Here is a 24,612-nt window from a genome sequence, read left to right on the forward strand (position 1 = left end):
CCCCGGCGGGTGGGCTAGGCCTTTTGCTGCCGCCAGAATACGGAAATCCCGAACGTCACCACGCACAGCACCAGCATGGCCAGGACCATCCGCATCCAGCTGTCCTGGTGCACCCCGCCGGACGCGAAAACCCCGATCATCACGGTGGCGGTGATGGCACCCACATAGCGGCAGGTCTGGTAGATGCCGGCCGCGACGCCCCGGTCCTGCGGCCGCGTCGAGACGAACATGCCCTGGTTGGAGGCGATGCCCACGGTTCCGTAGGGGATGCCCATCAGGGCTGTCAGGACCACCACGAAGGGGATGGCCAGGGTGCCGGTCAGTACCCACATAAGCGCCGCCACCACCGTCAAAAGGACGACGCCGGCCAGCAACACCCGCCGGACACCGAACCGTCCCATCGCCGCAACCGCCCATGGGGTGGCTACGACCGACATCCCGGCGAGGGGCAGCATCAGCAGGCCCACCACGCCGGGGTCGTAGCCGCCGGCCTCCTGGAGCAGCTGCGGGAGGCCAAAGAAAACGAAGTAGTAAACGCTGCTGAATACGGCGAAGGCCAGGTACACCAGCATCAGCGGCCGGTTCCGGCCCAGCAGCCGCAGGTCCATGAAGGGCTTGGCGAAGCGCAGCTCGCGCCAGGCGAACAGCGCTGCGAGCACGGTTCCGCCAGCCAGCATCGGCCAGCGGTAGTCCGGTGCCACGTTCAGCGCCGCCATCATGACCAGCAACAGCGCGCCGATGAAACCTGCGATGCCCGGGAGATCCGAGTCCCGCACCAGCTCGGCCACGCTGCCGCGTTCCCTGGCCTTGTCCGGCGGTGCCGCCCTCGCGACGATCAGCAGCGCCGCCAGGGACAACGGCACGTTGACCAGGAACAGCGACTCCCAGCCCACAAAACCCACCAGCAAACCACCTACCACGGGACCCACAGCGGCGGCCGACGTGTTGGCCATCTGCAGCCGCCCCAGGGGGCGCGCCGCCTCCACGTTTGCCTGGTGTGCCAGCGTGCCCACCATCACTACCGCACTCGGATACGCGGTGGCCGTGCCGAGGGCCATGACCGCACGCGCGACGCAGAGGAGCGCGAAGTTGGGGGCCAGCGGAGCCAGCGCACACGTGATGGCCACCAGTCCCATGCCCAGCAGGAACATCCGCCGCGGGCCGAACCGGTCCGCCAGCCTGCCCATGACCGGCTGGCCGGCGGCAGAGGCCAGATAGAAGGATGTGACCACCCAGGTGACGGCCGCGACGTCGAGCCCAAAGTCGGCACGCAGCACCACCAGGGCCACGGCGATCATGGAGGAATTCAGCGGGTTCAGTGCCGTGCCCAGACTGAGTCCGGCGACGGCCAGGGCAGTCCTGGGTTTGTTGCTCACGGTAACAGTCTGGCCCACAGCAGGCGCCGGGAACGACTTGGCGGACGCCAATCGTGGTGTGGCGTTGGCTACTTGGCGGTCAGTCCCACCGGGAACAGCGCGTCCTCGACGGCCCTGGTGAGGTCCCGGATCACCTCGGCCTGCCCGTCATCCGGCACGCCTTCCGGGTTCTCGGTGTAGATGACCAGTGCGAAAGTGGAGCCGCGGTAGCTCAGGAGCGCTGCATCGTGCAGTTCCCCGCCCACCTCCCCGTACTTGTGGTAGACGTCCACTCCGGAACGTGATCCTGCGGGTATGAGGTCCTCGTTGTTGGTGTCCTGCATGTAGCTCAACAACTGCTCCGTGTTGTCCTTGTCCAGGAGCTCCCCCGCATACAGCTTCTTGAGGATCAGGGCCATGTCCGCCGCGGTCAGCATGTTCTGTTCGGGATCGTAGGTGACCCCGATTGACGCCGCGTAGGCAATGAGTTGCGGGTAGCCGACGGCATCCATCAGGAGCAGCCAGGAATCGTTGCTGCTGTCGTTGACCATGGCCTTGAGCTGGAACGCCGCGTCGTAGTCGCCCATGGGATCGTCCAGGCTCGCCTGGCCGTTCTCCACCAGGTGGTAGTAGGCGGCGGCGGTCAGGATCTTGGCCGTGCTGGCCGCCGTGAAGGTGTCCGCATCGCCAAACGTCCGTTCAGCACCGCCGGACACGTCGGCGAGCGCCAGCCCGATCCGGTACTGGTCCGCTTCACCAAGGATGTTGTCCACGCTGTCCTGCAGCGACGGCGGGGCGGCCGCCACCGGTGAGGCGGGAACCGCGGGCTGCGTGGGAACTACGGCGCCCGAGGGCGGCTCCGACCGGACCACGGCGAGGGTCACGGTGCCGATGATCACGAGCACCAAGGCGACAGCCAGGATGAGCAGCCTCTTATGGCCCTGCCGCCTGCCGGCTGACGGCGTGCCCGGAGCCGGCGGCTTGCCCGGCACCGGCGGCGGAGCATCGCGGCCGGGTTTGGGCACCATGGGGTGCATGGACATACAAGGGCTCCTGGTCCGCTTCGGCAATTTCAAACAACGTCAGCGCGGGGGTGTGCCGCGCTGACAGATGCTGATTAAATCACCGGAATTTGGGAGCTTCCTGAAGGCTTGCCGGACGTTCCGCCGGGCCGTTCCGGCGACCCGACGAATTTTTTGCGACGCGCAATTTCCCTGGCGCCGCCCGAATGCCGGCCGCACCAGGGAGTCTCCGGTTCGGTAACAATTTTTGGGGTCGAAAACTTCGAGTACAGGGTACTCGTGCGCTTCAAATCGGCGTGGCGTCTACTGGTACCTGTACGGGGGCGGTGCCGCACGCCGCCACGGGCACAAATAGATCACGTTGTTGGGGGGAACCGATCGTGAAGCAGCAGGACAACTCGAAGGAGAACGGTGCATGAACCCGCGTGAAGCACCAGCCCCGCGCGCGCGAGTCGCGCACGACGTCCACGAGGGGGCAAACTACGAATCGACAGGGCGGCTGAAGCCGCGCCCATGGCCGGTTGGACCGCGTGAGAGCTACGGAAAAGTCGACTTTGACGATGGCGACGGACAGACCGTCCTCACCCTCTTCATCCAGCGCGGCCCCGACGACGGATACGTGCTGCAGGTGGAGCATTTGGCAGCGCCGCTACGGATTGACGGTACTCTCCTTCGCCTGGGCCCGACGCCACGCATTGACAAAAGCGCCGCAGGCTTCCGCCGGATCACCGCTGCCCGGACGGTTGCCGAGAACGCGGAGTCCGAGCTGGAGGCGGCCGTCCGGGCGGCCCGCGCGAACGGAGACTCCTGGGAGGCCATCGGCGCCGCGCTCGGCACATCCGCCCGAACGGCCCGGGAGCGGTTCCGGCACTAAGGCCTCAGCTCGAAAGTGGGCTGCCCAGGTAAAAGCCAAGGAGCGCGGCAGGCCGTTGCCTGCCGAAGCCTAGCCCCGGGTGCGCGCGGCGAGCGCCGTGTCCAGGAATTCCAGGTGCGCAGGGGCCACGGTCACCACGCTGGCCAGGTATTCAGGGTGCTTGGCCAGGAACTTCTTGATGAAGGGGCACACCGGGACGATGCCTATGCCCTCCTCCACCGTGCTGTCCAAGGCAACTGTGGCCAAGCGGCCGGCCAGGCCCTGGCCGCCGTATTCCTCGTTGATGACGGTGTGGTAGAAAATCCGCTGCGGCGACTCCCCGCCGTCGTACTCCTTGTACGCCGCCTTGCCGATCACATTGCCGGCATCAAGAATCTCGAAGCGTTCGCGCCCGGGGTTGTGGCGGACGGTGATGTCGCTCAAGGGAACTCCTTCGGTTGCGGATGGTGCTGACCCGTGCAAAGCCTAACCTGCACGGGGCACCACTTATTTCCGCAATCGGCGGTGTATCCCGGCACCCCCGCCCGCCGCCGCGTCAGCTCAGGTAGCCGTTCGGGTTCAGGACGTACTTGGTGGCTGCGCCCGCGTCGAACTCCGCGTAGCCCTTCGGTGCCTCCTCCAGCGGAATCGCCTTGGCGTTGACGTTCTTGGCGATGTTGACCCGGTCATTCAGGATGGCCATCATCAGCTGCCGGTTGTACTTCATGACCGGGCACTGGCCGGTAGTGAAGCTAAGGGACTTGGCCCAGCCCGTGCCCAGGCTCAGCGACAGCGCACCTTTCTTGGCGGCGTCATCGATGCCGCCCGGATCACCGGTGACGTACAGGCCGGGGATGCCGAGCGCTCCGCCGGCGGCCGTGAGCTCCATCAGGGAGTTCAGGACGGTCGCCGGTGCCTCCTTGGCGTCATGGCCGTGGCCCTTCGCTTCGAAACCGACGGCGTCCACGCCGCAGTCCACCTCCGGGACGCCGAGGATCTGCTCGATCTGATCCTTCGGGTCGCCCTTGGAAAGGTCCACAGTCTCGCAGCCGAAGCTGCGTGCCTGCGCCAGCCGGCCCTCGTTCATGTCGCCCACAATCACGACGGCGGCACCCAGCAGGTGCGCGCTGGTGGCCGCTGCGAGGCCAACAGGACCGGCACCGGCCACGTATACGGTGGAGCCAACGCCGACACCGGCTGTGACCGCACCATGGAACCCGGTGGGGAAGATATCCGAGAGCATGGCAAGGTCCAGGATCTTCTCCATGGCTTTGTCCTTGTCCGGGAACTTCAGCAGGTTCCAGTCTGCATACGGGACCAGCACGTAGTTGGCCTGGCCTCCCACCCAGCCGCCCATGTCCACGTAGCCGTAGGCACTGCCCGGCCGGTCTGGGTTCACGTTCAGGCAGATGCCGGTCTTGCGTTCCTTGCAGTTCCGGCAGCGTCCGCAGGCGATGTTGAACGGCACGGAACAGAGGTCGCCCACCTTGATGAACTCGACGTCGCGGCCCACCTCCACCACTTCGCCGGTGATCTCATGGCCCAGCACAAGGTTGGGCGGGGCTGTGGTGCGGCCGCGGACCATGTGCTGGTCCGATCCGCAGATGTTGGTGGCCACGGTCTTGAGGATGACCCCGTGGTTGACCGGGCGTCCCACATTGGCGGGGTTGACCCCGGGGCCGTCTTTGAGCTCGAACGTTGGATAATCAATGTCAATTACTTCGACCTTGCCGGCTTCTTTGTAGGCAACGGCTTTGTTCCCTGTCATCTATCGCTCCTGTAGTCAGGCGTCCGGTGGGACGGCCGTGATCTGGGTAGGTGAGACATCCCGCGTGGGGAACAGTCCTGGCCGGTTGGTGCATCCTGATGTTTGTCGTGGTCAGGTACCGGTTCCCGGGGTGGGGATCCGCCCAGTCTAGGCATGGCCCCCAGAGCGGTCTAGGGGTAAGTGCCCCTTGTTTGCCGGGGGCTTCCAACGGGTAACTCTTATTCGCGGCGTACGCTGTACCAACCGGCTCCGCACATGCAGGACGGCCGGTTCCCAGGCAAGTTCTACCGTTGAGGAGAACGGCATGAAAACGCGCACTATTGGACAACTGACAGTCTCCGCCCTTGGCCTTGGCTGCATGGGCATGAGCGAGTTCTACGGCACCGGTGACGAGCAGGAGTCGGTGGCCACGATCCACGAGTTCCTGGACGCCGGCGGATCGCTGCTGGACACGGCCGACATGTACGGCCCCTTCACCAACGAGAAACTTGTGGGCAGCGCCATTGCAGGACGCCGCGGAGACGTTGTGCTCGCCACTAAATTCGGCAATGAACGCCGCGAGGACGGTTCCTGGGTGGGCATCAACGGCCGGCCCGACTACGTCCGGTCCGCTTGCGACGCCAGCCTGCAGCGGCTGGGGGTGGACCACATCGATCTCTACTACCAGCACCGGGTGGACAAGACGGTTCCCATCGAGGACACGGTGGGCGCCATGGCGGAACTGGTCCAGGCCGGGAAGGTCCGCTTCCTGGGCCTCTCCGAAGCATCCGCGGAAACCATCCGGCGGGCCCACGCCGTGCACCCGATCACCGCGCTGCAGACGGAGTACTCGCTGTGGGAGCGGGAGCCCGAGACCAAGGTGTTCCCCGTGCTCGCGGAGCTGGGCATCGGTTTCGTGCCGTACAGCCCCCTGGGCCGTGGTTTCCTCACCGGCCAGATCCGCAGCGTGGACGACTTCGCCGAGGACGATTTCCGCAGGCACTCCCCCCGCTTCCAGGGGGAGAACTTCACACGGAACCTGGAACTCGTGGACCGCGTCAAGGAGCTGGCGGACCGGAAACAGTGCACTCCCGGCCAGCTGGCCCTCGCCTGGCTGCTGGCACAGGGCGAACACATCGTGCCGATCCCCGGTACCAAGAAACGCGAACGCCTGCACGAGAACCTCGGCGCCGTGGACGTGGAGCTGACCCAGGACGAGCTCCAACTCCTGGACGAGCTGGCACCCGCGGGGTCCACTGCCGGTGCCCGCTACCCCAACATGTCCTCTATCGACACGTAGCCAGGGAAGCACGCACGGCCGGCCACTGCAATGGTGCACGACGGCGGGGCGGGGCTGGCGTAGGGTGGTTCCTACGGCTGAAGCAAGCGGCCGCAGTTTCCTTCTGTGCGGAGCCCAGTTCCATGTCCGACGAACCTGCCCTTCGGGCCCTTGCTGCTTCCTCCTTCAACCTGCCGGACCTTCGGGACGGGCAGCTTTCCGGCATGGCCGCGCTCGCGGAAGGCCGCGATGTCCTGGCCGTCATGCCCACCGGCTACGGCAAATCAGCGATCTACCAGGTCGCAGCACTGCACCTGCACAAGGCAACGGGACGTCCCGCCGTCGTGGTTTCACCGCTGATTGCCCTGCAGGAGGACCAGCTGGACGGCCTGTCCCAGCTCCTCGGACCGGATGCCGCCGTAGCCATCAATTCCTCACACAGCGATGCCGAAATCGAGGATGCCTGGCGCGCTGCCGGGGAAGGCTCGGCCGTGTTCCTGTTCCTCGCCCCGGAACAGCTGGCCAAGCAGGCAACCGTGGACCGTATCAAGGCACTGGACATCACGCTGTTCGTCGTGGATGAGGCACACTGCGTCTCCTCCTGGGGACACGACTTCCGGCCCGACTACCTGGCGCTCGGACGTGTCCGCGCGCAGCTGGGGAACCCGCCCGTGGCTGCCCTAACAGCTACGGCTTCCCCTCCGGTCCGGGACGAGATTATGGAGCGGCTTGGTATGAACAAGCCCTTGGTGCTGGTGCATGGGTTCGACCGGCCCAACATCAGCCTCGACGTGGTCCGGCACCACGAAGACAAGGACAAGCGCAAAGCCGTGCTGGTGCAGGTCGCCGGCCTGGCACGCAAAGGGCATGGGCTCCTCTACGCCGCCACCCGGAAGGACACGGAGAAATACGCCGCCAAACTGGTCGCGGAGGGGCTGCGTGCCGAGGCGTACCATGCGGGCCGGTCCGCCGGGGACCGGGAACGCATCCACGAGCTGTTCCTGAACGACGAGCTGGACGTGGTGGTGGCCACCACCGCCTTCGGCATGGGAATCGACAAGCCCAACGTGCGCTTCGTGGTGCACGCTGACATCCCGGAATCGCTGGACTCCTACTACCAGGAGATCGGACGGGCAGGCAGGGACGGCGCACCCGCCTCAGCCGTCCTGCACTACCGGTCAGAGGACCTTGGCCTGCGGAAATTCTTCGGCACCCACTCCCCCGATCCCGGGTCTCTCCTTGCCGTCCTGAAGGTACTCAAGGCCGCGCATGCACCCACGCCCAAGTCCTCCCTCGCGGAGTTGACGGGGTTCAAGGCCCGGCGCATCACGTCCCTTGTGAACCAGCTGGAGGAAATCGATGCCGTCAGCACCGGGAAGCGCGGGGTGCGGCTCACGTCCAAAGCCAAGCTGCCCGCGTTGGTGGGTGACGCCGTCGAGCTGGCCGAAGCCCGGCAGCGGGTTGACCAGTCGCGGCTGACCATGATGCGCGCCTACGCCGAGACGGACGGCTGCCGCCGGCAGTTCCTGCTCGGCTACTTTGGCGAGGACCTGCCGGACCCCTGCGGCAATTGTGACGGGTGTGCTGAAGCCGCCAACCAGGCGGCGGCGAAGGAGTCCGACGGCGGCGCGCCGGCATCCGCTGCCGGCGAGCCTTTCCCGCTGCAGTCCACGGTGGTCCATAAGGACTGGGGCCCCGGCCTGGTGATGCGGCACGAGGACGATGTCATCACGGTGCTCTTCGAGCAGGAAGGGTACAAAACGCTGTCCAGGGCAGCCGTCGTGGAGCACCAGCTGCTGAAACCCGCTTAGGTAGGCTGGGGGTACACCCCAACGAAAGGCCCGCCGCGTGGACGTACCTGCTTATGCCTGGACCCTGACCATCGCGGCGATCGTTGCGCTGCTGGCCTTCGACTTTTTCTTCCACGTCCGTAAGGCCCACACCCCCTCCCTCAAGGAATCAGCCACCTGGTCCGCCATCTACGTGACCATCGCGGTGCTCTTTGGGCTGGTTGTGCTTGTGTTCGGCGGATCCGACATGGGCACCGAGTACTTCGCCGGCTACGTCACGGAGAAGGCCCTGTCCGTGGACAACCTTTTCGTGTTCCTGATCATCATGGCCAGCTTCAAGGTGCCGCGGGCTGACCAGCAGAAGGTGCTGCTCTTCGGCATTGTCTTCTCCCTGATTGCCCGTACGGCCTTCATCTTCCTGGGTGCGGCGCTGATCAACAGCTTCGCCTGGGTGTTTTACATCTTTGGGCTCATCCTGCTGGTTACGGCGGGAAACCTGCTCAAACCGGACGACCACGACGACGACTCCGACGGACTGGTGGTCCGGCTCGCCAAGAAACTGCTGCCCGCCTCGGAACATTACGATGGCGACAAACTGTTCACGGTGGAGAACGGCAAGCGGGTCCTGACGCCGATGCTGCTGGTCATGGTGGCCATCGGCGGGACAGACATCCTGTTTGCCCTGGACTCCATCCCGGCAATTTTCGGGCTGACCCAGAACGTCTTTGTTGTCTTCACTGCCACGGCGTTCTCGCTGATGGGCCTGCGGCAGCTGTTCTTCCTGATAGACGGCCTGCTGGACCGGCTGATCTTCCTCTCCTACGGCCTTGCCGCCATCCTGGGGTTCATCGGCGTGAAGCTCATCCTGCACGCCCTGCACGAAAACACGCTGCCCTTCATTAACGACGGCGGGCATGTCAACGTGGTGGAGGTCAGCACCGGCCTGTCACTCAGCGTGATCCTCGGGGTTCTGGTGGTGACCATCCTCGCTTCGGTCTTCAGCCCCAAGGGCAAGGCCAAGAACGCGGTATCGGGGGCGAGGCGGCACGCCACCGAGTACGTGGACCTCAACTACGAAACGGACATGGCGGAGCGGGACAAGATCTTCGCCAAGATGGTCCGTGAGGAGGACCAGATCCGGAAGCTTCCCGAGAAGTACAAGCGGCTGGTCCGCCATGAAACGGAGTTCATGGACCTGATCCGGAAAGCCCATGACGAGCACGACAAGGCCCAAGTCAGGGCGGCCGCCAACGAGGGCTGAGGTTACCGGCCCAGTTCGGGACCGTGGAATGTGCCTGATCACCAGACCTGTTGCGTTGGCCCGGCATCTGATTGTCAGCCCCTCTTGCTAGGTTTGATTCCAGGCCGGGGGAACCGACTCCGGGCCCGCAAACAGTTGGGGAGGCCCCGTGTTTCTGCTGGACGCTGCCGGTCATCATGCCGGATCCGACGCGCCGCCGGACCTGGTCTTCTCCGCCAGCGACCTTGTGGCGGCCTCCGAATGTGAGTACCGCACGCTCCGGATCCTGGACGAAAAACTGGGTCGTGCCCCCAAGGCGGAGTTCCCGGTGGACGAGATGCAGAAGCGCGCCGGCGAGTTGGGCGACCAACACGAGCAGACCGTGCTCGCCAGCCTGGTGGCCAAGTACGGTAAGTGGGACGCGAGCCGCGGCGCCGGGGTCTACTCCCTCGAACGTGGCCAGAACCTGCGCGGGGAGCTGCAGGCAAAGCACGCGGAAACCGAACTCGCCCTCCGCTCCGGGGCAGATGTGGTCTTTCAGGCGACGTTTTTCGACGGCGAGTTCCTCGGCTACGCCGACTTCCTGGTCAACGAGGCTGCGGGCACCGGCAACCCGGGCCGCTACGAGGTTTGGGACACCAAACTTGCCCGTCACGCCAAAGTTGGGGCACTGCTGCAGCTGGCCGCCTACGGCGATCAACTCCTGGGGATGAAGCTGGACCCCTTCCCCGTCGTCACGCTGGTCCTTGGAACGCGGGTAGGTGAGGACTGGCTGCGGAGCAGCCATTCGCTGCCGGACCTGCTGCCCGTCTTCCGGGAACGACGCCGGCGCTTCCGCCACCTCACAGCCAGCCACCGCGCCGGTGACGGCACAGTGGAGTGGCAACAGCCCGGCGTCGTGCACTGCGGACGCTGCGACTACTGCGCGGAACAGGTGCAGCTCCACAGGGATCTCCTGATGGTAGCGGGCATGTCGGTGGCCCAGCGGCGGAAACTGCACGGGACCGGCATCACCACCATCGACGAACTGGCTGCGATGCCAGCCGGCGAGGCAAGGAACTCGGTGGCCAGGCTCCGTGCCCAGGCGCGGATGCAGCTCGGCCTGGATCGAACCGCAGGGTCCCGGACGTTCACGAAGGATGGACAGCCGCATACAGTGTCGTTCAGCGTGCTGCCGGACAATGCCATCGGCTCGCTTCCTGCCCCCAGCGACGGTGACATCTTCTTCGACTTCGAGGGCGATCCGCTATGGCAGGATCCGGCCACGGGCGCGTGGGGCATCGAGTACCTCTTTGGCGTCGTCGAAGCTCCGGTGCCGGGTGCCGCCGGTGATCCGGTGTTCCGGCCGTTCTGGGCGCACTCCCGGTCCGGGGAACGCCGCGCCTTCCTGGATTTCCTGGAGTACGTCGAGAAACGCCGTGCCGTCTACCCGGACATGCATGTGTACCACTACGCTGCCTACGAAAAAACTGCGTTGCGGAACCTGTCCCTGGCCCACCAGGCCGGCGAGGACACGGTGGATGACTGGCTGAGGCAGGGCCTGCTGGTGGACCTGTATGCCACCGTCCGGCACTCGATCCGCATCTCGGAGGCCTCCTACTCCATCAAGAAGCTCGAACCGCTCTACATGGGAGACAACCTTCGGTCCGGCGACGTCAAGGATGCCGGCGCCTCCGTGGTGGCCTACGCCGCCTACTGCGCCGCGCGTGACGCCGGACGGCATGAGGAAGCCGCCACAATCCTGGCTTCCATCTCCGACTACAACCACTACGACTGCCTCTCCACCCTTCGGCTCCGGGACTGGCTGCTGGAAATCGCACCGCGGGCGCAGAAAGACGGAGCCGGTGGCGGAGCGGTCGCCGCCAACGGGCCACCCATGGAAGTGATGGCCGCCGGAGGGGAAGGCGACGGCGGCGTCAGGCGCGGGCCCGGGGAAACCCAGGAAGAGACGCAGCTGCGGGAGTACTTGGCCAGCCTTCCCGATGACCGGCCCTGGACCGATGATGAGAGGGCCCTCGCCATGGTGGCAGCCGCCACCGGATACCACCGGCGGGAGCGCAAGCAGTTTTGGTGGCAACACTTCGACCGGGTCGAGGCGCCACTGGACACCTGGGCCGACCAACGGAACGTGTTCATTGTGTCCTCCGCGGAAGTGGTCTCAGACTGGGCTCTGGCCAAGCCCCGGGAACGGATGCGCACGCGCGTCCTGAAGCTCCGGGGCACTATGGCAGAGGGTTCCGATTTCCGCCCCGGCTCCAGCTGGTGCCGGCTGTATGATGCACCCGGGCCTAATGGGATGGCTGACCCGCAGGCCGCGCCCGGAACAAGGGCTTTCACGTTCGGGACCAGGATCAGTGAGCTTGAGGCGGCGCCGGACAGCCCGGAACACCTTATCACCATTGCGGAGCGGGAGACCGGAAAGGTGGGCGCCTACCCGCAACTGCCCGTGGCCCTGACCGAGGACCAGCCCCTGGCCACCGCCAGTATTGAAGCAGCCATCGCGGAAATAGCCCGGACGGTGGGGGCTTCTGCCCCGGTCCTTCCAGCCCAGCCGGGCCTGGACATCCTGCGCAAACTGCCACCGCGTTTTCGTTCCAGGCCGGGTCCCGCGGAGGTGCTGCACGGCCGGGATGGCGCTGCCGACTACGCCGGAGCCATTACGGAGTCCTTGCACGATTTGGACCACTCCTACCTGGCCGTCCAGGGCCCGCCGGGGACAGGCAAGACCTTCGTAGGCGCCCACGTTATAGCCAGGCTCGTGGCCCGGGGATGGAAGGTTGGCGTGGTGGCGCAGTCGCACAACGTGGTGGAAAACCTGCTCTGCCGAGCCATCGAAACCGGCGGAGTGGATCCGCACGCGGTGGCCAAGAAATTGGCCGCGCCACATCACGTTCCCTGGGGCCTCACATCGGAAGGCGACGTGGCCCGCCTCCTTGAGTCGCCTTCCGGCTGCCTGGTCGGCGGCACTGCCTGGACTATGACGGGCAAGGAAGTCCCGTCCGGGTCACTGGATCTGCTGGTCATTGACGAGGCAGGCCAGTTCTCCCTCGCCAACACCCTGGCGGTCTCTGCGGCAGCCAAGCGGCTGCTCCTGCTGGGCGACCCGCAACAGCTTCCGCAGGTTACCCAGGGCACGCACCCCGAACCCGTGGATGAGTCAGCGCTGGGCTGGTTGGCGGCCGGCCACGCCACCCTGCCTTCAAGCCTGGGGTATTTCCTGGCAGATACCTGGCGGATGCATCCGGACCTGTGCCGGGCGGTATCCAACCTCAGCTACGAAGGAAAGCTGCACTCTGCTCCTGCTGCATCGCTTCGCGAGCTCGAGGGGCTGCCGCCTGGAGTGGAAACGGTCTTCGTTGATCACAGCGGCAATGCCACTGCCTCGCGGGAAGAAGCAGAGGAAGTGGTCCGGCAGGCGCGCCGCCATCTCGGCCTGAAATGGACACCGGGCGCGGACTCTGAGTCCCGCCCGCTCGAGCAGCAGGACCTGCTGGTGGTCGCTGCCTACAACGCCCAGGTCCATCTGATCAGCAAACATTTGGCCGAGGCCGGGCTGCCGGAGGTGCGGGTGGGCACGGTGGACAAGTTCCAGGGCCAGGAAGCTCCGGTGGTGCTGGTTTCCATGGCCTGTTCGGCAGTGGCTGAGGCTCCGCGTGGAGCGGAGTTCCTGCTGAACCGGAACCGCATCAATGTGGCCGTGTCGCGCGGACAATGGCGTGCCGTGATTGTCCGCTCCCCCGAGCTCACCAGCTATATGCCGCACAAGCCAGCGGCGCTGGAGGAACTCGGTGCCTTCATCGGGCTCAGCCCGCGGGAGTAGCCGCACCGGCGGCAAACGCCGGTCAGTGGGCCCGGAATCTGTTGAAAGTCCCCCGGGCAGCAGAAAAGTCAGACTCGACCCGCTCCACCCGGCCGGGAGTCCGGTCCGATTTGAGCCAGTCCAGCAGTTTCTTGACCTGCGGTTCGGCGCCTTCGGCAATCACCCGAACTGAACCGTCGTCGAGGTTGCTTACCTCGCCTGACAATCCAAGCTCCTCCGCCGTGCCCATGGTCCAGTAGCGGAAACCCACACCCTGGACCAGGCCGAAGACCCTGGCGTCCAGCCTGACAGTGTCCTGCGCAGAACCGCCCCGCGCTGGATCGTGCGGAGAACCTGCGTGCCTGCCCATGCTGTTCCTCTCCCAAACCGTGCTGCCCCCATAGGGTCGCAGTGACCGCCGCCATGATGCCATGGGACGGGCGCCTGCGACCCAAGAAGGGGTTGCAGGCCGGTTAGTTGATGGTGATATCGCGGGTGGCGTGGTTGTAACGGATGGTGACCGTGCCGCCGGTGTGGTGCAGCTCGTGGTTGGGTCCGTCGAAGGTGCCGAAGGCACCGTAGTTCTCGGTCCAGGAGCGGTTAAGGGCGATCTTGAACGTGTAGTAGCCTGCCGGCAGTTCGGCGCTCTTCTTCCACAGCTGGTCCAGGAAGTCGAATTCCATCTGTGCTTCGTCGTACTGCGGTGCCCAGTTCTCCGGCGCACCCAGGATGGTGTTGAAATCGCCGGCCAGTGCCACGGCCTCGGGCTGCGGCAGCGTTTCGACGTCAGGGCCCTCCAGCGGCTCGGCGGCAGCAGCCGTTCCGGCCTTGTCCTTCGCAGGAGCCTTCTTGCGGACGGCTGCAACCACGGGCTCAACGGCGTCCTCGAGTGCCTTCGCTGCCTTGCCCACAACAGAGGCCGCCTTCTTGGCGGGGGCTTTGCGGGTGGTCTTCTTCGGAGCCTCCGCCTTCGCCGGAACCTCCAGTGTTGCCGCAGCGGCGGAGACCGGCCGGACGAAACCTGCGGGAGCCGTGGGAACCGGGGTGTCGGCAGGGACGGGAGTGCCGGCGTCGAGCGCGGCCGCGAAGGAGTCCGCATCAGGGAAGGCGACCGTGGCCCGCATGCCGTCCTCGGTGGTGGTCCAGCCCGAGCGGCCCTTAACCAGCCAGCCCGCCTTGACCAGCTTGGCGGTGGCCGAGGTGAGGGTCTTGTGTCCGCGCGGGATTCCGCCGCTGAGGAGCTCGGACTCATGGTCGTTGAACGGTACCCGGGCGGTTGCTTCCGCCAGGACCTGGCCCGCATTCAGTGCATCGCCGGACCACACGCCTTCGGTCAGGACATCCAGGACGGTCTTGAGTCGAAGGTAGGTGTTTTCTGCGGTGGACTTGGCCATGATTCCCCTTATATAAAAGCGATCGGTCTTAGGCATCTTGCCAACTGCCCATTAAATCGCGCGACTTTAATTGGTTAACTCTGCGTGTCGTGACCGACTATGAAGCGGATGGTGCCGCAAGTGAGGCGGAGGTCTCGGGTAAGGGCTGTCTGCATAACCCTCAAGCGCTGACACGGGTGCTGCCCTGCACTCCCCAGACACGCCTGCGGCACCTAGTTTACCGGGCGGAAAGACCGGCTGTTGCGCCCGGTACCGCAGCGGTCAGTCGGCTACTTCCCTGCCGTTCAATTCCGCTACCAGCTCCGCCTTCCGCTCCTCCGTTGCGAAGGAAGAGTGGATGGAGTTCGCTGCCAGCCGCGCCTTGTCGAAATCGGACAGCTCGAACACCGCGGTGAGCTGGGCAAAGTTGTCATCCACGTAGCCGCCAAAGTAGGCGGGATCGTCTGAGTTGACTGACACGTTTAGTCCTGCGGCCAGCATGGCGGGCAACGGATGGTCAGCGAGGGTGTCAACGGCACGGAGCCGGACGTTGGACAGTGGGCACACCGTCAACGGAACGCGCGCGTCCACCAGGCGCTCCACCAGCTCCGGATCATCCATGCAGCGGATGCCATGGTCGATCCGCTCCACACCCAGGATGTCCAAGGCTTCGTAAATGTACGACGCCGGGCCCTCCTCCCCTGCGTGCGCCGTCAGCCGCAGGCCTGCTTCACGCGCTTTCGCGTACAGCCGCTCGAACTTGGAGGGCGGGTTTCCCACCTCTGCCGAGTCCAGCCCAATGGCGCCGATGGGGGCATCCATGGCCAGCAGCTGGTCCAGGACTTCCAGCGCCGACTCCTCCGGCAGGTCACGCAGGAACGCCGCAATGAGGATGGTGGAGATGCCGAATTCGTCCTCCGAGGTTGCCAGCACCGAGACGACACCGCTGACGCACGCCTCCAAGGAAATCCCGCGGGAGAGGTGCGCCTGCGGGTCCATCATGATCTCCGCGTGCCGGACGCCCGCGGCGGCAGCCCGTTCAAGGTATGCCCGCGTCATGTCCGCGAAGTCCTGCTCGGTGCGCAGCACGGCCATGTTGGCGTAGTAGAGGTCCAAGAAGGACTGCAGATCGGTGAACTCATACTTTTCGCGGAGCTCGTCCAGGCCCGAGTAGGGCAGTTCAATGCCGTTGCGTTCAGCCAGGGCAAAGATGAGTTCGGGCTGCAGCGTGCCTTCGATGTGCAGGTGAAGTTCGGCCACCGGAAGGGGTTTGGCGGGTACGGCGGGTTCCACGGAGTCCGTCTCGGTTTCGGGCATGGCGCTGCCGCCGGAAAAGTTGTCCATCGGGACAGAATAGTGCCCCCGCGCGATTCGCGCCCGTCCGCACTCGCGGAGGCAGTCCGCCCGCGCTCCTGAACGCACCGGCGCGGTGGTGGCTACCTCTGCGAGGGCCCATCCCCAGCGCGCCGGCGGAATCTCGATTTGATAACGCCCAGACGATGTCTTAGCGTGAAATACATGCCCGTTCGGCGGGCGACTTGATTGCCCGGTGCTGCCTTCACCAGAACTGCCCAGCGGCAGCCACCGACAGTGACCTCTATTCGTCAGGGGCGGGCAGTGGCGCGACGATCTCCGGGGACGGAACCAGCGCTGGTGGCCTTCAGGAGCATCACCATTATGAAAAACACCAAATTCCGTACTGCCGCGCGCCGCGGAGTCACCCTGGCCGCCGTCTCCGCGGCAGGTTTGGCCCTTTCCGCCACGGCGGCCAACGCAGCCACCCCCACGTCCACGTGGGACGCACTCGCGCAGTGCGAGAGCGGTGGCAACTGGTCCACCAACACGGGCAACGGCTTCTCCGGTGGCCTGCAGTTCACCTCCAGCACCTGGTCCGCGTATGGCGGCACGGGCTCCCCCGAAAACGCCAGCCGTGAACAGCAAATCGCCGTAGCCGAGCGGGTCCAGGCTTCCCAGGGCTGGGGTGCCTGGCCGTCCTGCTCGTCGCAGCTGGGACTGAGCGGCGGCGGCGGAGCACCGGTCCAGAGCGCCCCCGTACAGAGCGCACCGGTGCAGAGCACCCAAGCTAAGAGCGCGCCGGTCCAGAACGCTCCGGTCAGGCAGGCCCCCGCGCCGCGGCACGCGACCTCGGTTCCGCTCAGCGGCGAGACTTACACCCTGCAGGCCGGGGACACCCTGAGCATCGTTGCGCAGAAGCTGGGCATCCAGGGTGGGTGGCAGCACCTTGCCGACGCCAACCTGGACACCATCTCGGATCCGAACCTCGTGTTCGCGGGACAGGTCATCCAGCTTCCCGCGTAGCACCAGCGGACGCTTCACCAGCGGCTTTGGCCGCACCGCCTTTCCAAGGCGACACAGGCAGGTCGGCGATAGACAAATTCCGTTGACCAAAGTACGACGCCGGCACACCCCCACGAGGGATGTGCCGGCGTCGTACCTTAACCGCTAAACCCTGCCGCCGTGGGCGGCATGGTCCGGACGGTCAGCTGGCGGGGAGCTCGCGGACGATCCGAACTTTCCAGGCGGACTCGTCACTGGTGTCCAGCAAGGCGACAGTGCCATGCGCAAGGTTCAGTGCCACCCGCTTCACGGCCAGCAGCTCCAGGTAGAGGTGCTCGTTCATGCGGCTGGGGGTGTCGATCATGTACTTCACGGCGTCCCGCAGCTGACGGTAGTTGGCGCTGCGTTCCCGGTGCATGTGCAGTTCCAGGGCGGACCGTTGCTTGAGCCGCGGCTCGTGCCGGTTGAGCAGCGTCACGGCGGCGTGCACTGCAACCACGAGGGTCAGCGAAACGCCATAAATCCACCAGCCGCTGGAGAGCAGGAAGAGGGGCAGGTTTCCGATGGCCACGAGGGCAATGACCACCCTGAGGGCAGCAATGCGGCGGACCGTCCTGGCAACGGCAGCCATGCCGTCGCGGAACCGGTGCTGATCCTTGCGCGCCGTGGCAGGATCGATTGTGAACTCGTCGAGAACCAGGATTCCCTGGGCTTCCGGCCCCAACATCTGTCCGTAGCGGGGCAGTGCGGCTCGGGCGTGGTCGACGGCTTTGTCAGGTGTAGATGTCATGAGAGAGCTTCCAAAACGCGGGGGTGGTTGCGGTGATCTTAGTGGGTCAAGCTGGGAGCCGTATGCAGGTGTCCATTATTTGGACACACCGTCATGCCCCAAGTGGTCCTGGGCACTGTAATTGGAACATCCGCCGCATGCCGTCAGACTGAATAGATGCAAACCTTCCTCCCGTACCCTGACTTCCGCGAATGCGCCAAAGCCCTGGACACCGCACGGCTGGGCAAGCAGCGGGTCGAAGCCCTGCAAACCCTCCGTGCCTTGGTGATTCCCGGGTACGGCTGGCAGACCCACCCCGCCATCCGGATGTGGATGGGCCACGTGCCCGCCCTCACCATGTACGGACTGGCCATGGTGGACGAATGGCTCGAACGCGGCCACCCGGACAACACACGAACGAACATCGCAGAGTTCGCGCCGCAGGCCGGGCACCCCGACTACGCCGCCAAAATCGTGATGCCGCCATGGCTCGGAGACCCGGACTTCCACCTGAGCCACCGCTCAAAGTTGGTGCACAAGGAACCCAAGTTCTATGCTCCTGTCTTCCCGGATGCAATTCCCGAAATGGACTACCTCTGGCCCGAACCCCGGCACGAATTCCTGCCGCAGGAGCCGGAAGGGGACCTGCTGTGGATCCTTCGCGAACCGCATGACGACGTCGATCCCCAGTCCCTTTCCACTGTGGCGCTCCCGCCCGTGAACCGGAGCGCTGCAGCCGCGGCCGCGATGTCCGCCGGGGACGACGGCTATTCGCCCGTCTACGTCGAGGACGGCTCGCGGCGGCCGTCGCGTGCGCCGAAGAAAGCGCCGCCCAGGCCCCAGGCGAAGAAGCCCACCCGCAAACGCCAGGCGCAGGAGGAGGCGTTCCGCACCCTTCCGGGCAAGACTCCGGTTGCTGTCCCCTTCGAAAACGGGGCCAGGTTTGCCGTGGGCCAGGTGGTGGGGCGTCCCATTACCCTGGCCGACGGCCGTTTTGGCAGGAATTTCGAAGTCACCGAGATCATCGACCGCTCTGCATTCGCCTATCCTGCGCTGCTGCAAGATCCCCGCGTGTTCTTCCCGGTGGAGGCACCGTAGGCCATGACGGTTCTCCTGGCGGGGTGCGGGGACCTGGGCACCGAGGCGGGGCTGCGGTTTGCTGCCCTGGGCCACCGCGTGGTGGGCTGGCGCCGCTCCCCCACGAAACTGCCGGCAGCCATTGAAGGCGCCGCGGCTGATCTGGACTCGACGGACCTGCCGCCCGTCCCCGCGGACACCACCGCCGTCGTCATCGCTGTTGCTGCGGACTCCCCTACGGAGGAGGCATACCGGTCTGCGTATGTACGCGGGGTGGCAAACGTTCTTGATGCGCTGGACCGGGACAAGGTGACGCCGGAGCGGGTCATCTTTGTCTCCTCCACTGCTGTTTACGGCGATGCGGGTGGCGGCTGGGTGGACGAAAACACCCCACCGGAGCCCGGCGGATTTTCCGGGCGGGTGTTGTTGGAAGCCGAGGGACTCCTGCAGGCCAGGCTCTCGGGGAGCCGCACAGCCGGCGTCTCGCTCAGGCTGGGAGGCATCTACGGGCCGGGCCGGACGCGCCTGATTGACCAGGTGAAGGCGGGCTCTGCCGTGGTCCCTGAGGACGTTCGCTACACCAACAGGATCCACCGCGACGACGCCGCGGCTGCCATCGTGCATCTTGCCGGGAAGGCAGCCGCGCCGGGCCCCGTCTACATCGGCGTGGACAACGATCCGGCCGACCTGGGAAGCGTGCTGCGTTTCCTGGCGGCCCAACTGGGCCTCCCCTCACCCCGCGTTGGCGATGCCGGGCCGGCCCGTGGGGGCAACAAACGGTGCCGGAACGAGTTGCTCCGCAGCACGGGGTTCACCTTCGCGTTTCCGACGTTCCGCGAAGGGTACAGGGACGTTATGGCAGGGAACGGCGTCCGCCACCCGTGACCGGGGCCGCCGTTCCAAAGTGACCGCCAAGCGGGGCGCTTGGACAAGCTTGGCACGGACTGGGGCAGGGCATGGAGTTTCGGCAGGTTATTGAGACGGTTGGGCAGCTGGTCGACTTCGCAGGAGTCGCAGTCATGGTGGTCGGAGCAGTGGTTTCCCTCCCCATGGCGCTCCGGGGCCATCAGCCGCGGCAGCTTCCGGCGGGCGCGGAGAAACTGAGTTTCTACCGTTCCTACCGCCAACTGCTGGGAAGATCCATCCTGCTGGGCCTCGAACTACTCGTCGCTGCCGACATCATCCGCACCGTTGCCGTCACGCCGACGTTCGCCAGCGTCGGAGTGCTGGCCATCATCGTGCTGATCAGGACGTTCCTCAGCTTCTCCCTCGAGTTGGAAATCACCGGGCGCTGGCCGTGGCAAAAGGACCCGTCGGCTGCCCGTCCCCATTCCACCGCCGCACGCAGCTAAGGGCCCGCTGGGGTTAGCCCACCCCAGCGAAGTGTGTCCAAAGACTGTCCGTTAGGCTTCACCCATGACCGAAAACAGCAGCGCAAGAGCCTCCGAACTTCTCCGCCTACACCAGGCCCCTGAGATCCTCCAGGTGGTCAACGTATGGGATGCCATCACGGCCAAAGTCATTACGGACATCCCGGGAACTACTGCCCTGGCAACGGCAAGCCACTCGATCGCCGCGACGCTGGGCTACGAGGACGGCGAGAACATTCCCGTCGACGAGATGATCAGCTTTGTGGGCCGCATCGCGGCGGCCACCCACCTGCCGGTCAGCGCTGACCTTGAGTCCGGCTATGGGAACCCCGGGGAGACAACCCGCAAAGCCATCGGAGTCGGAATCGTTGGAGCCAATATCGAGGACCAGATGCGCCCGCTCGAGGACGCCGTAAACCAGATGGCAGCCGTCGTGCACGCTGGCGCTGCAGAAGGAATCGACTTTGTCCTGAACGCGCGGACCGACGCCTTCCTCAAGGGAAAGGACCGGGATCCTCAAGACGTTCTTGCCGATGCCATCGCGCGCGGCAAGGCCTTCCTGGACGTCGGTGCCACCACGGTCTTCGTCCCTGGCCTCCTGGACGAGCCCACGGTCACGGCCCTGGTGGAAGCCATTGGCTGGAACAAGGTCTCGGTCATCAACGTGCCCGGGTCCCTGCCGCCGGCGAAGCTGGAGGAACTAGGCGTGGCCCGCATTTCGTACGGTCCCTGGACCCAGAGGGTGGCGTTGACTGCCCTGGCTGACACAGCTGCCAAACTTCTCGCCGGTGGCCAGCTTCCCGCAGACACCCGCCCGCTGAACTGAGAGCTGCGGAGCCGAATAACAGGGCGCTTAGCCATCCGGACCGAGCGAAGGAGTGGGAGGACCTTGACCGGAAACCTGAATGCCGCAGGAGTGTGGCCGCGTCCGCCGGCACTTCCCAGGCCGGTATTTTCCGACCAGAGGTGGCTTGATGCCGTCTTCCTTCACTGGCGCATTCCGGAGGCCGCCGCCGCCGCGTACATGCCTGAGGGGGTTCAACCCGATGTTTTCGACGGCAGTTCCTGGGTGGGCCTGATCGGCTTCCGCATGGAACAAGCGGGACTCGGAACCGGCCCCGGCATCCCGTACCTGGGCAGCTTCAACGAGGTGAACGTCCGGCTTTACTCCCGCGAACCGAATGGGACGCGCGGAGTAGTCTTCCTAAGCCTCGACGCCACCAGGCTGCCGGTGGTTCTGGCCACGCGGGCTGCCGGAATCCCATACGTGTGGTCGCAGATCCGGCAATGGCCGTCCTTTCCCGGCGGCGACGCGCGGCAGCAGGCAACTGGAGCAGCTCGTACACCTGGAAGTGCGAATCAATCCACGGTCGGCTATTCGGTGCGCCGGCTCGGCGCCGCCGGCGCACGCAGCAACTTCGGGGTAATCCCCGATCTGCACACCGCGGCCGTCGACCCTTTATCCATCTTCCTGACGGCGAGGTACGGCATGCACGGGCGCTTTCACGGCAGGAGCATCTACGTCCCGAACACTCACCACGAATGGCCACTTTTTAGCGCCAAGGTCCATCGGCTCCGTGACGGACTGGTGGGGGCGGCCGGTATCAACGTCAAGGGCCCGCCAGAGTCCGCCCTCTACTCCCCCGGAGTCCGGACAAGGTTCGGCCGGCCACGCGTGCTGGGAACTAACGGTTAGGGACCCTAATCCTGGACCGCCCAACACCGTGGACTACTTGCCCAGGCCCGCCTTCCGAAGTGCCTCGGCCATGGCCGTGTTGGCAGGCTGGGGTTTGGGGCTTGACCGGACGCTCCCGCCGGACAGGCCTGCTCCCCGCTTGGCCGGCTGTTGGCGGTCCGGACGCCCGGCACGCTCGGGCGTGCGGCTCCCGGAATCGCGTCGGCCTGAACCTGCGCCGCCGCCGGCGGGTTCGTCGTCGAGCCTCAACGTCAGCGAAATCCGCTTCCGCTCCGGATCCGCCTCCAGCACCTTCACCCGGACCACCTGGCCGGACTTCACCACCTCGCGCGGATCGGACACAAAGCGGTTGGACAGGGCGGATACGTGGACAAGGCCGTCCTGATGGACTCCAACGTCCACGAACGCCCCAAATGCAGCAACGTTGGTTACCGTTCCTTCGAGGATCATGCCCGGCACCAGGTCCGAGATCTTCTCAATGCCTTCCGAGAACGTGGCAGCGGCAAAGGCGGGCCGGGGGTCGCGCCCGGGTTTGTCCAGTTCTGCGAGGATGTCCTTGACGGTGGGGAGGCCGAACGTACCGTCAACGAACTTCTGTGGGTCCAGGGAGGAGGCCGGGGCGGAACCGGCTGCCACGAGGATCTTCCTCGCCACCGCATACGATTCGGGGTGCACACTCGATGCGTCCAGCGGCTCTGCTCCCCCGGTGATCCTCAGGAAGCCTGCACACTGCTCGAAAGCCTTGGCGCCCAGCCGCGGCACTTTCTTGAGGTCGGTCCGCTTGTTGAAGGGTCCGTGTTCATTCCGGTAGGCCACGATGTTCTCACTGAGCAGGGGACCGACGCCGGCTACCCGGCTCAGCAGCGCCGGCGAGGCAGTGTTGACGTCGACACCCACGGCATTCACGCAGTCCTCCACCACGGCATCCAGGCTCCGGTCGAGCTTCGACGCTGTCACGGCGTGCTGATACTGGCCGACGCCGATGGACTTGGGATCGATCTTCACCAGTTCAGCGAGCGGATCCTGCAGCCGGCGGGCAATGGAAACTGCGCCACGCAGCGATACATCCATCCCGGGGAGCTCCGCCGCGGCGAGCGCCGAGGCGGAGTAGACCGATGCGCCGGCCTCGGACACCACAATTTTCTGGGGTTTCCGGTCCACCTCCGGAAGCAGCTTGATCAGTTCAGCAGCCAGTTTGTCCGTCTCCCGTGAGGCGGTCCCGTTGCCGATGGCCACGAGTTCGACGGCGTGCTGCCGCGCCAAACGCACCAAGGTGGCCAAAGCTTCGTCCCATTTCCGCGCCGGGGCATGCGGGTAGACCGTGTCAGTGGCAACCACTTTCCCGGTGCCGTCCACCACGGCGACCTTCACCCCGGTCCGAAGCCCTGGGTCAAGGCCCAGGGTGGCACGGTTGCCGGCTGGTGCGGCCAGCAGGACGTCCCGGAGGTTGGCGGCGAAGACCCGGACCGCTTCGTCCTCAGCTGCGGCGAACAACCTGGCGCGGAGGTCGGAGGTGAGGCGGGCCAGCACACGTGAACGCCAGGCCACCTGGGCAGTCTGCATCAGCCATGCGTCGGCGGGGCGGCCCCGGTCGGCGACCCCGAGGAACCTGGCCACCGCAGACTCGTAACGGGCGCGGGCGGCAGTGAGGCCAGCGTCATCCGAAGGGTCGGCTTCAGCGAGGTCCAGCTCAAGGATGCCGTCTTTCTCGCCGCGGAACAGCGCAAGCACCCGGTGGGACGGCATCCGGTCCGGCGCCTGCGCGAACTCGAAGTAGTCCGCGAACTTCTGGCCTTCGGCTTCCTTGCCCTTCTTGACGCGGGAGACCATCCGGCCCTGGGTCCACATCCTGTCCCGCAGGTTGGCGGCGAGGTCAGGGTCCTGGGCCACGCGCTCCACCAGGATGGCGCGGGCACCCGCGAGCGCGGCGGCAGGATCACTGATGGCGTGCTCACTGTTGAGGTACTTCCCGGCCTCGTGTTCGGGGTCCAGGTCCGGCCGCTTCAACAGCGTGTCCGCGAGGGGCTCCAGGCCCCCCTCCCGGGCTATCTGGGCCTTGGTCCGGCGCTTGGACTTGAACGGCAGGTAGATGTCTTCGAGCCGCGACTTGGTGTCCGCGGCCAGGACCGCTCTCCGCAACTCCGGTGTCAGCTGGCCCTGCGCTTCTATCGCGTCGAGGACTGCACGACGGCGGTCCGCCAGTTCGCGGAGGTAGCGGAGCCGTTCGTCGAGGTCGCGAAGCTGGGTATCGTCCAACGTGCCGGTGGCTTCCTTGCGGTAGCGGGCGACGAAGGGAACCGTCGCCCCGCCGTCGAGCAATCCAACCGCAGCCTTGACCTGCCAGTCCTTGACCTCCAGCTCGGCAGCGATCTGGGCGAAGATCGCGTCCTCCTCCGATGCGCGGGAGGGGGCGGACGTGGTGGCGGGGGCAGGCAGTTGAGTCACCAGAACATCTTGCCTTACCGCGCTGCCGGGCTCCACCGGAGTTCGTGCGGATAGGGGTTCGGCGGGGCAAGGGAGGTATTCCGCTGGGCCCTTCAAAGTGCTGTAGTGGACATGCCGTTACTGGTACCCATGCTCGAGGAAGAGGCCATCATGCGGGAATTGCTTGTGGTGTTTCAGGAGGGGTTCGACGAGGCCAACGTTACCGTGACCGTCAACGGCAAGGAGGTCCGCCGGGACTTGGGGATCTCGACCAATCCGCTGCTCGGGATCGCATCCGAGGTGTCCGTCGAGCTCCCGGCGAAGGGTGCTCAGGTGGGGGTCGAAGTCACCAATCGGGGCCTGAAGGCCATCACCAAGGTCAGCGGGAAGCCGAAGAGCGTGCTGGTATCGATCGAGGATGGGCGCCTGCTGATGAAGGAAGGCACAGGCCGCGAGGCTGTTCTTTAGCCCGTTTTCCAGGCGGCGAAATTGGCTCCCTGTTGCCTCATTGCAATACCTC

General features: G+C 65.7%; 21 protein-coding genes. 12 read left to right on the forward strand and 9 right to left on the reverse strand.

The window, feature by feature from the left end:
• Positions 1-14: 14 nt before the first annotated feature.
• Positions 15-1,376, reverse strand: a complete 1,362-nt coding sequence (locus NIBR502771_RS00245) for an MFS transporter (protein ID WP_141157940.1) — start codon at positions 1,374-1,376, stop codon at positions 15-17.
• Between the two features lie 68 nt (positions 1,377-1,444).
• Positions 1,445-2,398 carry a serine hydrolase gene (locus NIBR502771_RS00250; RefSeq protein WP_141157941.1) on the reverse strand — a complete coding sequence of 318 codons (954 nt, stop codon included), beginning with the start codon at positions 2,396-2,398 and terminating at the stop codon, positions 1,445-1,447.
• 394 nt (positions 2,399-2,792) lie between these two features.
• Between NIBR502771_RS00250 and NIBR502771_RS00255 the strand changes: the two genes are divergently transcribed.
• Positions 2,793-3,251 (forward strand): hypothetical protein, encoded by a 459-nt coding sequence (locus NIBR502771_RS00255; RefSeq protein WP_141157942.1) that lies wholly within the window; start codon positions 2,793-2,795, stop codon positions 3,249-3,251.
• Between the two features lie 69 nt (positions 3,252-3,320).
• On the opposite strand, the gene NIBR502771_RS00260 is transcribed toward NIBR502771_RS00255, so the two are convergent.
• Entirely contained in the window at positions 3,321-3,674 is a 354-nt protein-coding gene (locus NIBR502771_RS00260; RefSeq protein WP_141157943.1) for a GNAT family N-acetyltransferase, read from the reverse strand.
• Positions 3,675-3,786: 112 nt separating this feature from the next.
• Positions 3,787-4,998 carry a formaldehyde dehydrogenase, glutathione-independent gene (gene fdhA / locus NIBR502771_RS00265; RefSeq protein ID WP_141157944.1) on the reverse strand — a complete coding sequence of 404 codons (1,212 nt, stop codon included), beginning with the start codon at positions 4,996-4,998 and terminating at the stop codon, positions 3,787-3,789.
• A 304-nt stretch (positions 4,999-5,302) separates the two neighbouring features.
• Here fdhA and NIBR502771_RS00270 point away from each other — a divergent pair, with 304 nt between their 5' ends.
• The 4 genes from NIBR502771_RS00270 to NIBR502771_RS00285 all read left to right on the forward strand — a co-directional run bounded on the left by NIBR502771_RS00270 (position 5,303) and on the right by NIBR502771_RS00285 (position 13,106).
• Positions 5,303-6,277, forward strand: coding sequence for an aldo/keto reductase (locus tag NIBR502771_RS00270; protein ID WP_141157945.1), 975 nt, complete (start codon positions 5,303-5,305; stop codon positions 6,275-6,277).
• Between the two features lie 122 nt (positions 6,278-6,399).
• Positions 6,400-8,067: an ATP-dependent DNA helicase RecQ gene (locus NIBR502771_RS00275; RefSeq protein WP_141157946.1), complete on the forward strand. Its 1,668-nt coding sequence runs from the start codon at positions 6,400-6,402 to the stop codon at positions 8,065-8,067.
• A gap of 37 nt (positions 8,068-8,104) precedes the next feature.
• Positions 8,105-9,307, forward strand: coding sequence for a TerC family protein (locus NIBR502771_RS00280; RefSeq protein ID WP_141157947.1), 1,203 nt, complete (start codon positions 8,105-8,107; stop codon positions 9,305-9,307).
• A 148-nt stretch (positions 9,308-9,455) separates the two neighbouring features.
• Positions 9,456-13,106, forward strand: a complete 3,651-nt coding sequence (locus NIBR502771_RS00285) for a TM0106 family RecB-like putative nuclease (protein ID WP_141157948.1) — start codon at positions 9,456-9,458, stop codon at positions 13,104-13,106.
• A 22-nt stretch (positions 13,107-13,128) separates the two neighbouring features.
• Here the strand turns inward: NIBR502771_RS00285 and NIBR502771_RS00290 are convergent, their stop codons facing one another.
• From NIBR502771_RS00290 to NIBR502771_RS00300, 3 genes are all read right to left on the reverse strand, one after another.
• Complete coding sequence (locus NIBR502771_RS00290; RefSeq protein WP_141157949.1) at positions 13,129-13,455, reverse strand: acylphosphatase; 327 nt, start codon at positions 13,453-13,455, stop codon at positions 13,129-13,131.
• Positions 13,456-13,558: 103 nt separating this feature from the next.
• Positions 13,559-14,479, reverse strand: a complete 921-nt coding sequence (locus tag NIBR502771_RS00295) for a glycosidase (RefSeq protein ID WP_141157950.1) — start codon at positions 14,477-14,479, stop codon at positions 13,559-13,561.
• Positions 14,480-14,740: 261 nt separating this feature from the next.
• Complete coding sequence (locus NIBR502771_RS00300; protein WP_246839764.1) at positions 14,741-15,802, reverse strand: adenosine deaminase; 1,062 nt, start codon at positions 15,800-15,802, stop codon at positions 14,741-14,743.
• Positions 15,803-16,135: 333 nt separating this feature from the next.
• Here NIBR502771_RS00300 and NIBR502771_RS00305 point away from each other — a divergent pair, with 333 nt between their 5' ends.
• On the forward strand, positions 16,136-16,777 hold the full coding sequence (locus NIBR502771_RS00305; RefSeq protein WP_141157951.1) for a transglycosylase family protein: 642 nt from the start codon (positions 16,136-16,138) through the stop codon (positions 16,775-16,777).
• A gap of 181 nt (positions 16,778-16,958) precedes the next feature.
• On the opposite strand, the gene NIBR502771_RS00310 is transcribed toward NIBR502771_RS00305, so the two are convergent.
• Positions 16,959-17,546, reverse strand: coding sequence for a hypothetical protein (locus NIBR502771_RS00310; protein ID WP_141157952.1), 588 nt, complete (start codon positions 17,544-17,546; stop codon positions 16,959-16,961).
• Positions 17,547-17,702: 156 nt separating this feature from the next.
• On the opposite strand from NIBR502771_RS00310, the gene NIBR502771_RS00315 reads away from it, so the two are divergent.
• The 5 genes from NIBR502771_RS00315 (at position 17,703) to NIBR502771_RS00335 (ending at position 21,668) form a co-directional block, all read left to right on the forward strand.
• Entirely contained in the window at positions 17,703-18,623 is a 921-nt protein-coding gene (locus tag NIBR502771_RS00315; protein ID WP_141157953.1) for an MSMEG_6728 family protein, read from the forward strand.
• Between the two features lie 3 nt (positions 18,624-18,626).
• Positions 18,627-19,487, forward strand: coding sequence for an SDR family oxidoreductase (locus tag NIBR502771_RS00320; protein WP_141157954.1), 861 nt, complete (start codon positions 18,627-18,629; stop codon positions 19,485-19,487).
• A 71-nt stretch (positions 19,488-19,558) separates the two neighbouring features.
• Positions 19,559-19,954 (forward strand): DUF1622 domain-containing protein, encoded by a 396-nt coding sequence (locus NIBR502771_RS00325; RefSeq protein ID WP_141157955.1) that lies wholly within the window; start codon positions 19,559-19,561, stop codon positions 19,952-19,954.
• Between the two features lie 64 nt (positions 19,955-20,018).
• The gene (locus NIBR502771_RS00330) at positions 20,019-20,798 is read left to right on the forward strand and encodes an isocitrate lyase/phosphoenolpyruvate mutase family protein (RefSeq protein ID WP_141157956.1); all 780 of its coding nucleotides are present in this window, start codon (positions 20,019-20,021) and stop codon (positions 20,796-20,798) included.
• 63 nt (positions 20,799-20,861) lie between these two features.
• Entirely contained in the window at positions 20,862-21,668 is an 807-nt protein-coding gene (locus NIBR502771_RS00335) for a YqjF family protein (RefSeq protein WP_141157957.1), read from the forward strand.
• Between the two features lie 33 nt (positions 21,669-21,701).
• On the opposite strand, the gene NIBR502771_RS00340 is transcribed toward NIBR502771_RS00335, so the two are convergent.
• Complete coding sequence (locus NIBR502771_RS00340; protein ID WP_141157958.1) at positions 21,702-24,113, reverse strand: Tex family protein; 2,412 nt, start codon at positions 24,111-24,113, stop codon at positions 21,702-21,704.
• A 129-nt stretch (positions 24,114-24,242) separates the two neighbouring features.
• Between NIBR502771_RS00340 and NIBR502771_RS00345 the strand changes: the two genes are divergently transcribed.
• Positions 24,243-24,560, forward strand: a complete 318-nt coding sequence (locus NIBR502771_RS00345; RefSeq protein WP_141157959.1) for a hypothetical protein — start codon at positions 24,243-24,245, stop codon at positions 24,558-24,560.
• Positions 24,561-24,612: the final 52 nt, after the last annotated feature.

Source organism: Pseudarthrobacter sp. NIBRBAC000502771 (assembly GCF_006517215.1).
Taxonomy (GTDB): Bacteria; Actinomycetota; Actinomycetes; order Actinomycetales; family Micrococcaceae; genus Arthrobacter; species Arthrobacter niigatensis.

What these genes read in the sequence shown, in the direction of transcription:
- NIBR502771_RS00250 (WP_141157941.1), bottom strand. Translation starts at nt 2,398, where the DNA reads ATGTCCATGCACCCCATGGTGCCCAAACCCGGCCGCGATGCTCCGCCG.
- NIBR502771_RS00255 (WP_141157942.1), top strand. Translation starts at nt 2,793, where the DNA reads ATGAACCCGCGTGAAGCACCAGCCCCGCGCGCGCGAGTCGCGCACGAC.
- fdhA (WP_141157944.1), bottom strand. Translation starts at nt 4,998, where the DNA reads ATGACAGGGAACAAAGCCGTTGCCTACAAAGAAGCCGGCAAGGTCGAA.
- NIBR502771_RS00270 (WP_141157945.1), top strand. Translation starts at nt 5,303, where the DNA reads ATGAAAACGCGCACTATTGGACAACTGACAGTCTCCGCCCTTGGCCTT.
- NIBR502771_RS00275 (WP_141157946.1), top strand. Translation starts at nt 6,400, where the DNA reads ATGTCCGACGAACCTGCCCTTCGGGCCCTTGCTGCTTCCTCCTTCAAC.
- NIBR502771_RS00290 (WP_141157949.1), bottom strand. Translation starts at nt 13,455, where the DNA reads ATGGGCAGGCACGCAGGTTCTCCGCACGATCCAGCGCGGGGCGGTTCT.
- NIBR502771_RS00295 (WP_141157950.1), bottom strand. Translation starts at nt 14,479, where the DNA reads ATGGCCAAGTCCACCGCAGAAAACACCTACCTTCGACTCAAGACCGTC.
- NIBR502771_RS00300 (WP_246839764.1), bottom strand. Translation starts at nt 15,802, where the DNA reads ATGGACAACTTTTCCGGCGGCAGCGCCATGCCCGAAACCGAGACGGAC.
- NIBR502771_RS00305 (WP_141157951.1), top strand. Translation starts at nt 16,136, where the DNA reads ATGAAAAACACCAAATTCCGTACTGCCGCGCGCCGCGGAGTCACCCTG.
- NIBR502771_RS00310 (WP_141157952.1), bottom strand. Translation starts at nt 17,546, where the DNA reads ATGACATCTACACCTGACAAAGCCGTCGACCACGCCCGAGCCGCACTG.
- NIBR502771_RS00315 (WP_141157953.1), top strand. Translation starts at nt 17,703, where the DNA reads ATGCAAACCTTCCTCCCGTACCCTGACTTCCGCGAATGCGCCAAAGCC.
- NIBR502771_RS00320 (WP_141157954.1), top strand. Translation starts at nt 18,627, where the DNA reads ATGACGGTTCTCCTGGCGGGGTGCGGGGACCTGGGCACCGAGGCGGGG.
- NIBR502771_RS00325 (WP_141157955.1), top strand. Translation starts at nt 19,559, where the DNA reads ATGGAGTTTCGGCAGGTTATTGAGACGGTTGGGCAGCTGGTCGACTTC.
- NIBR502771_RS00330 (WP_141157956.1), top strand. Translation starts at nt 20,019, where the DNA reads ATGACCGAAAACAGCAGCGCAAGAGCCTCCGAACTTCTCCGCCTACAC.
- NIBR502771_RS00345 (WP_141157959.1), top strand. Translation starts at nt 24,243, where the DNA reads ATGCTCGAGGAAGAGGCCATCATGCGGGAATTGCTTGTGGTGTTTCAG.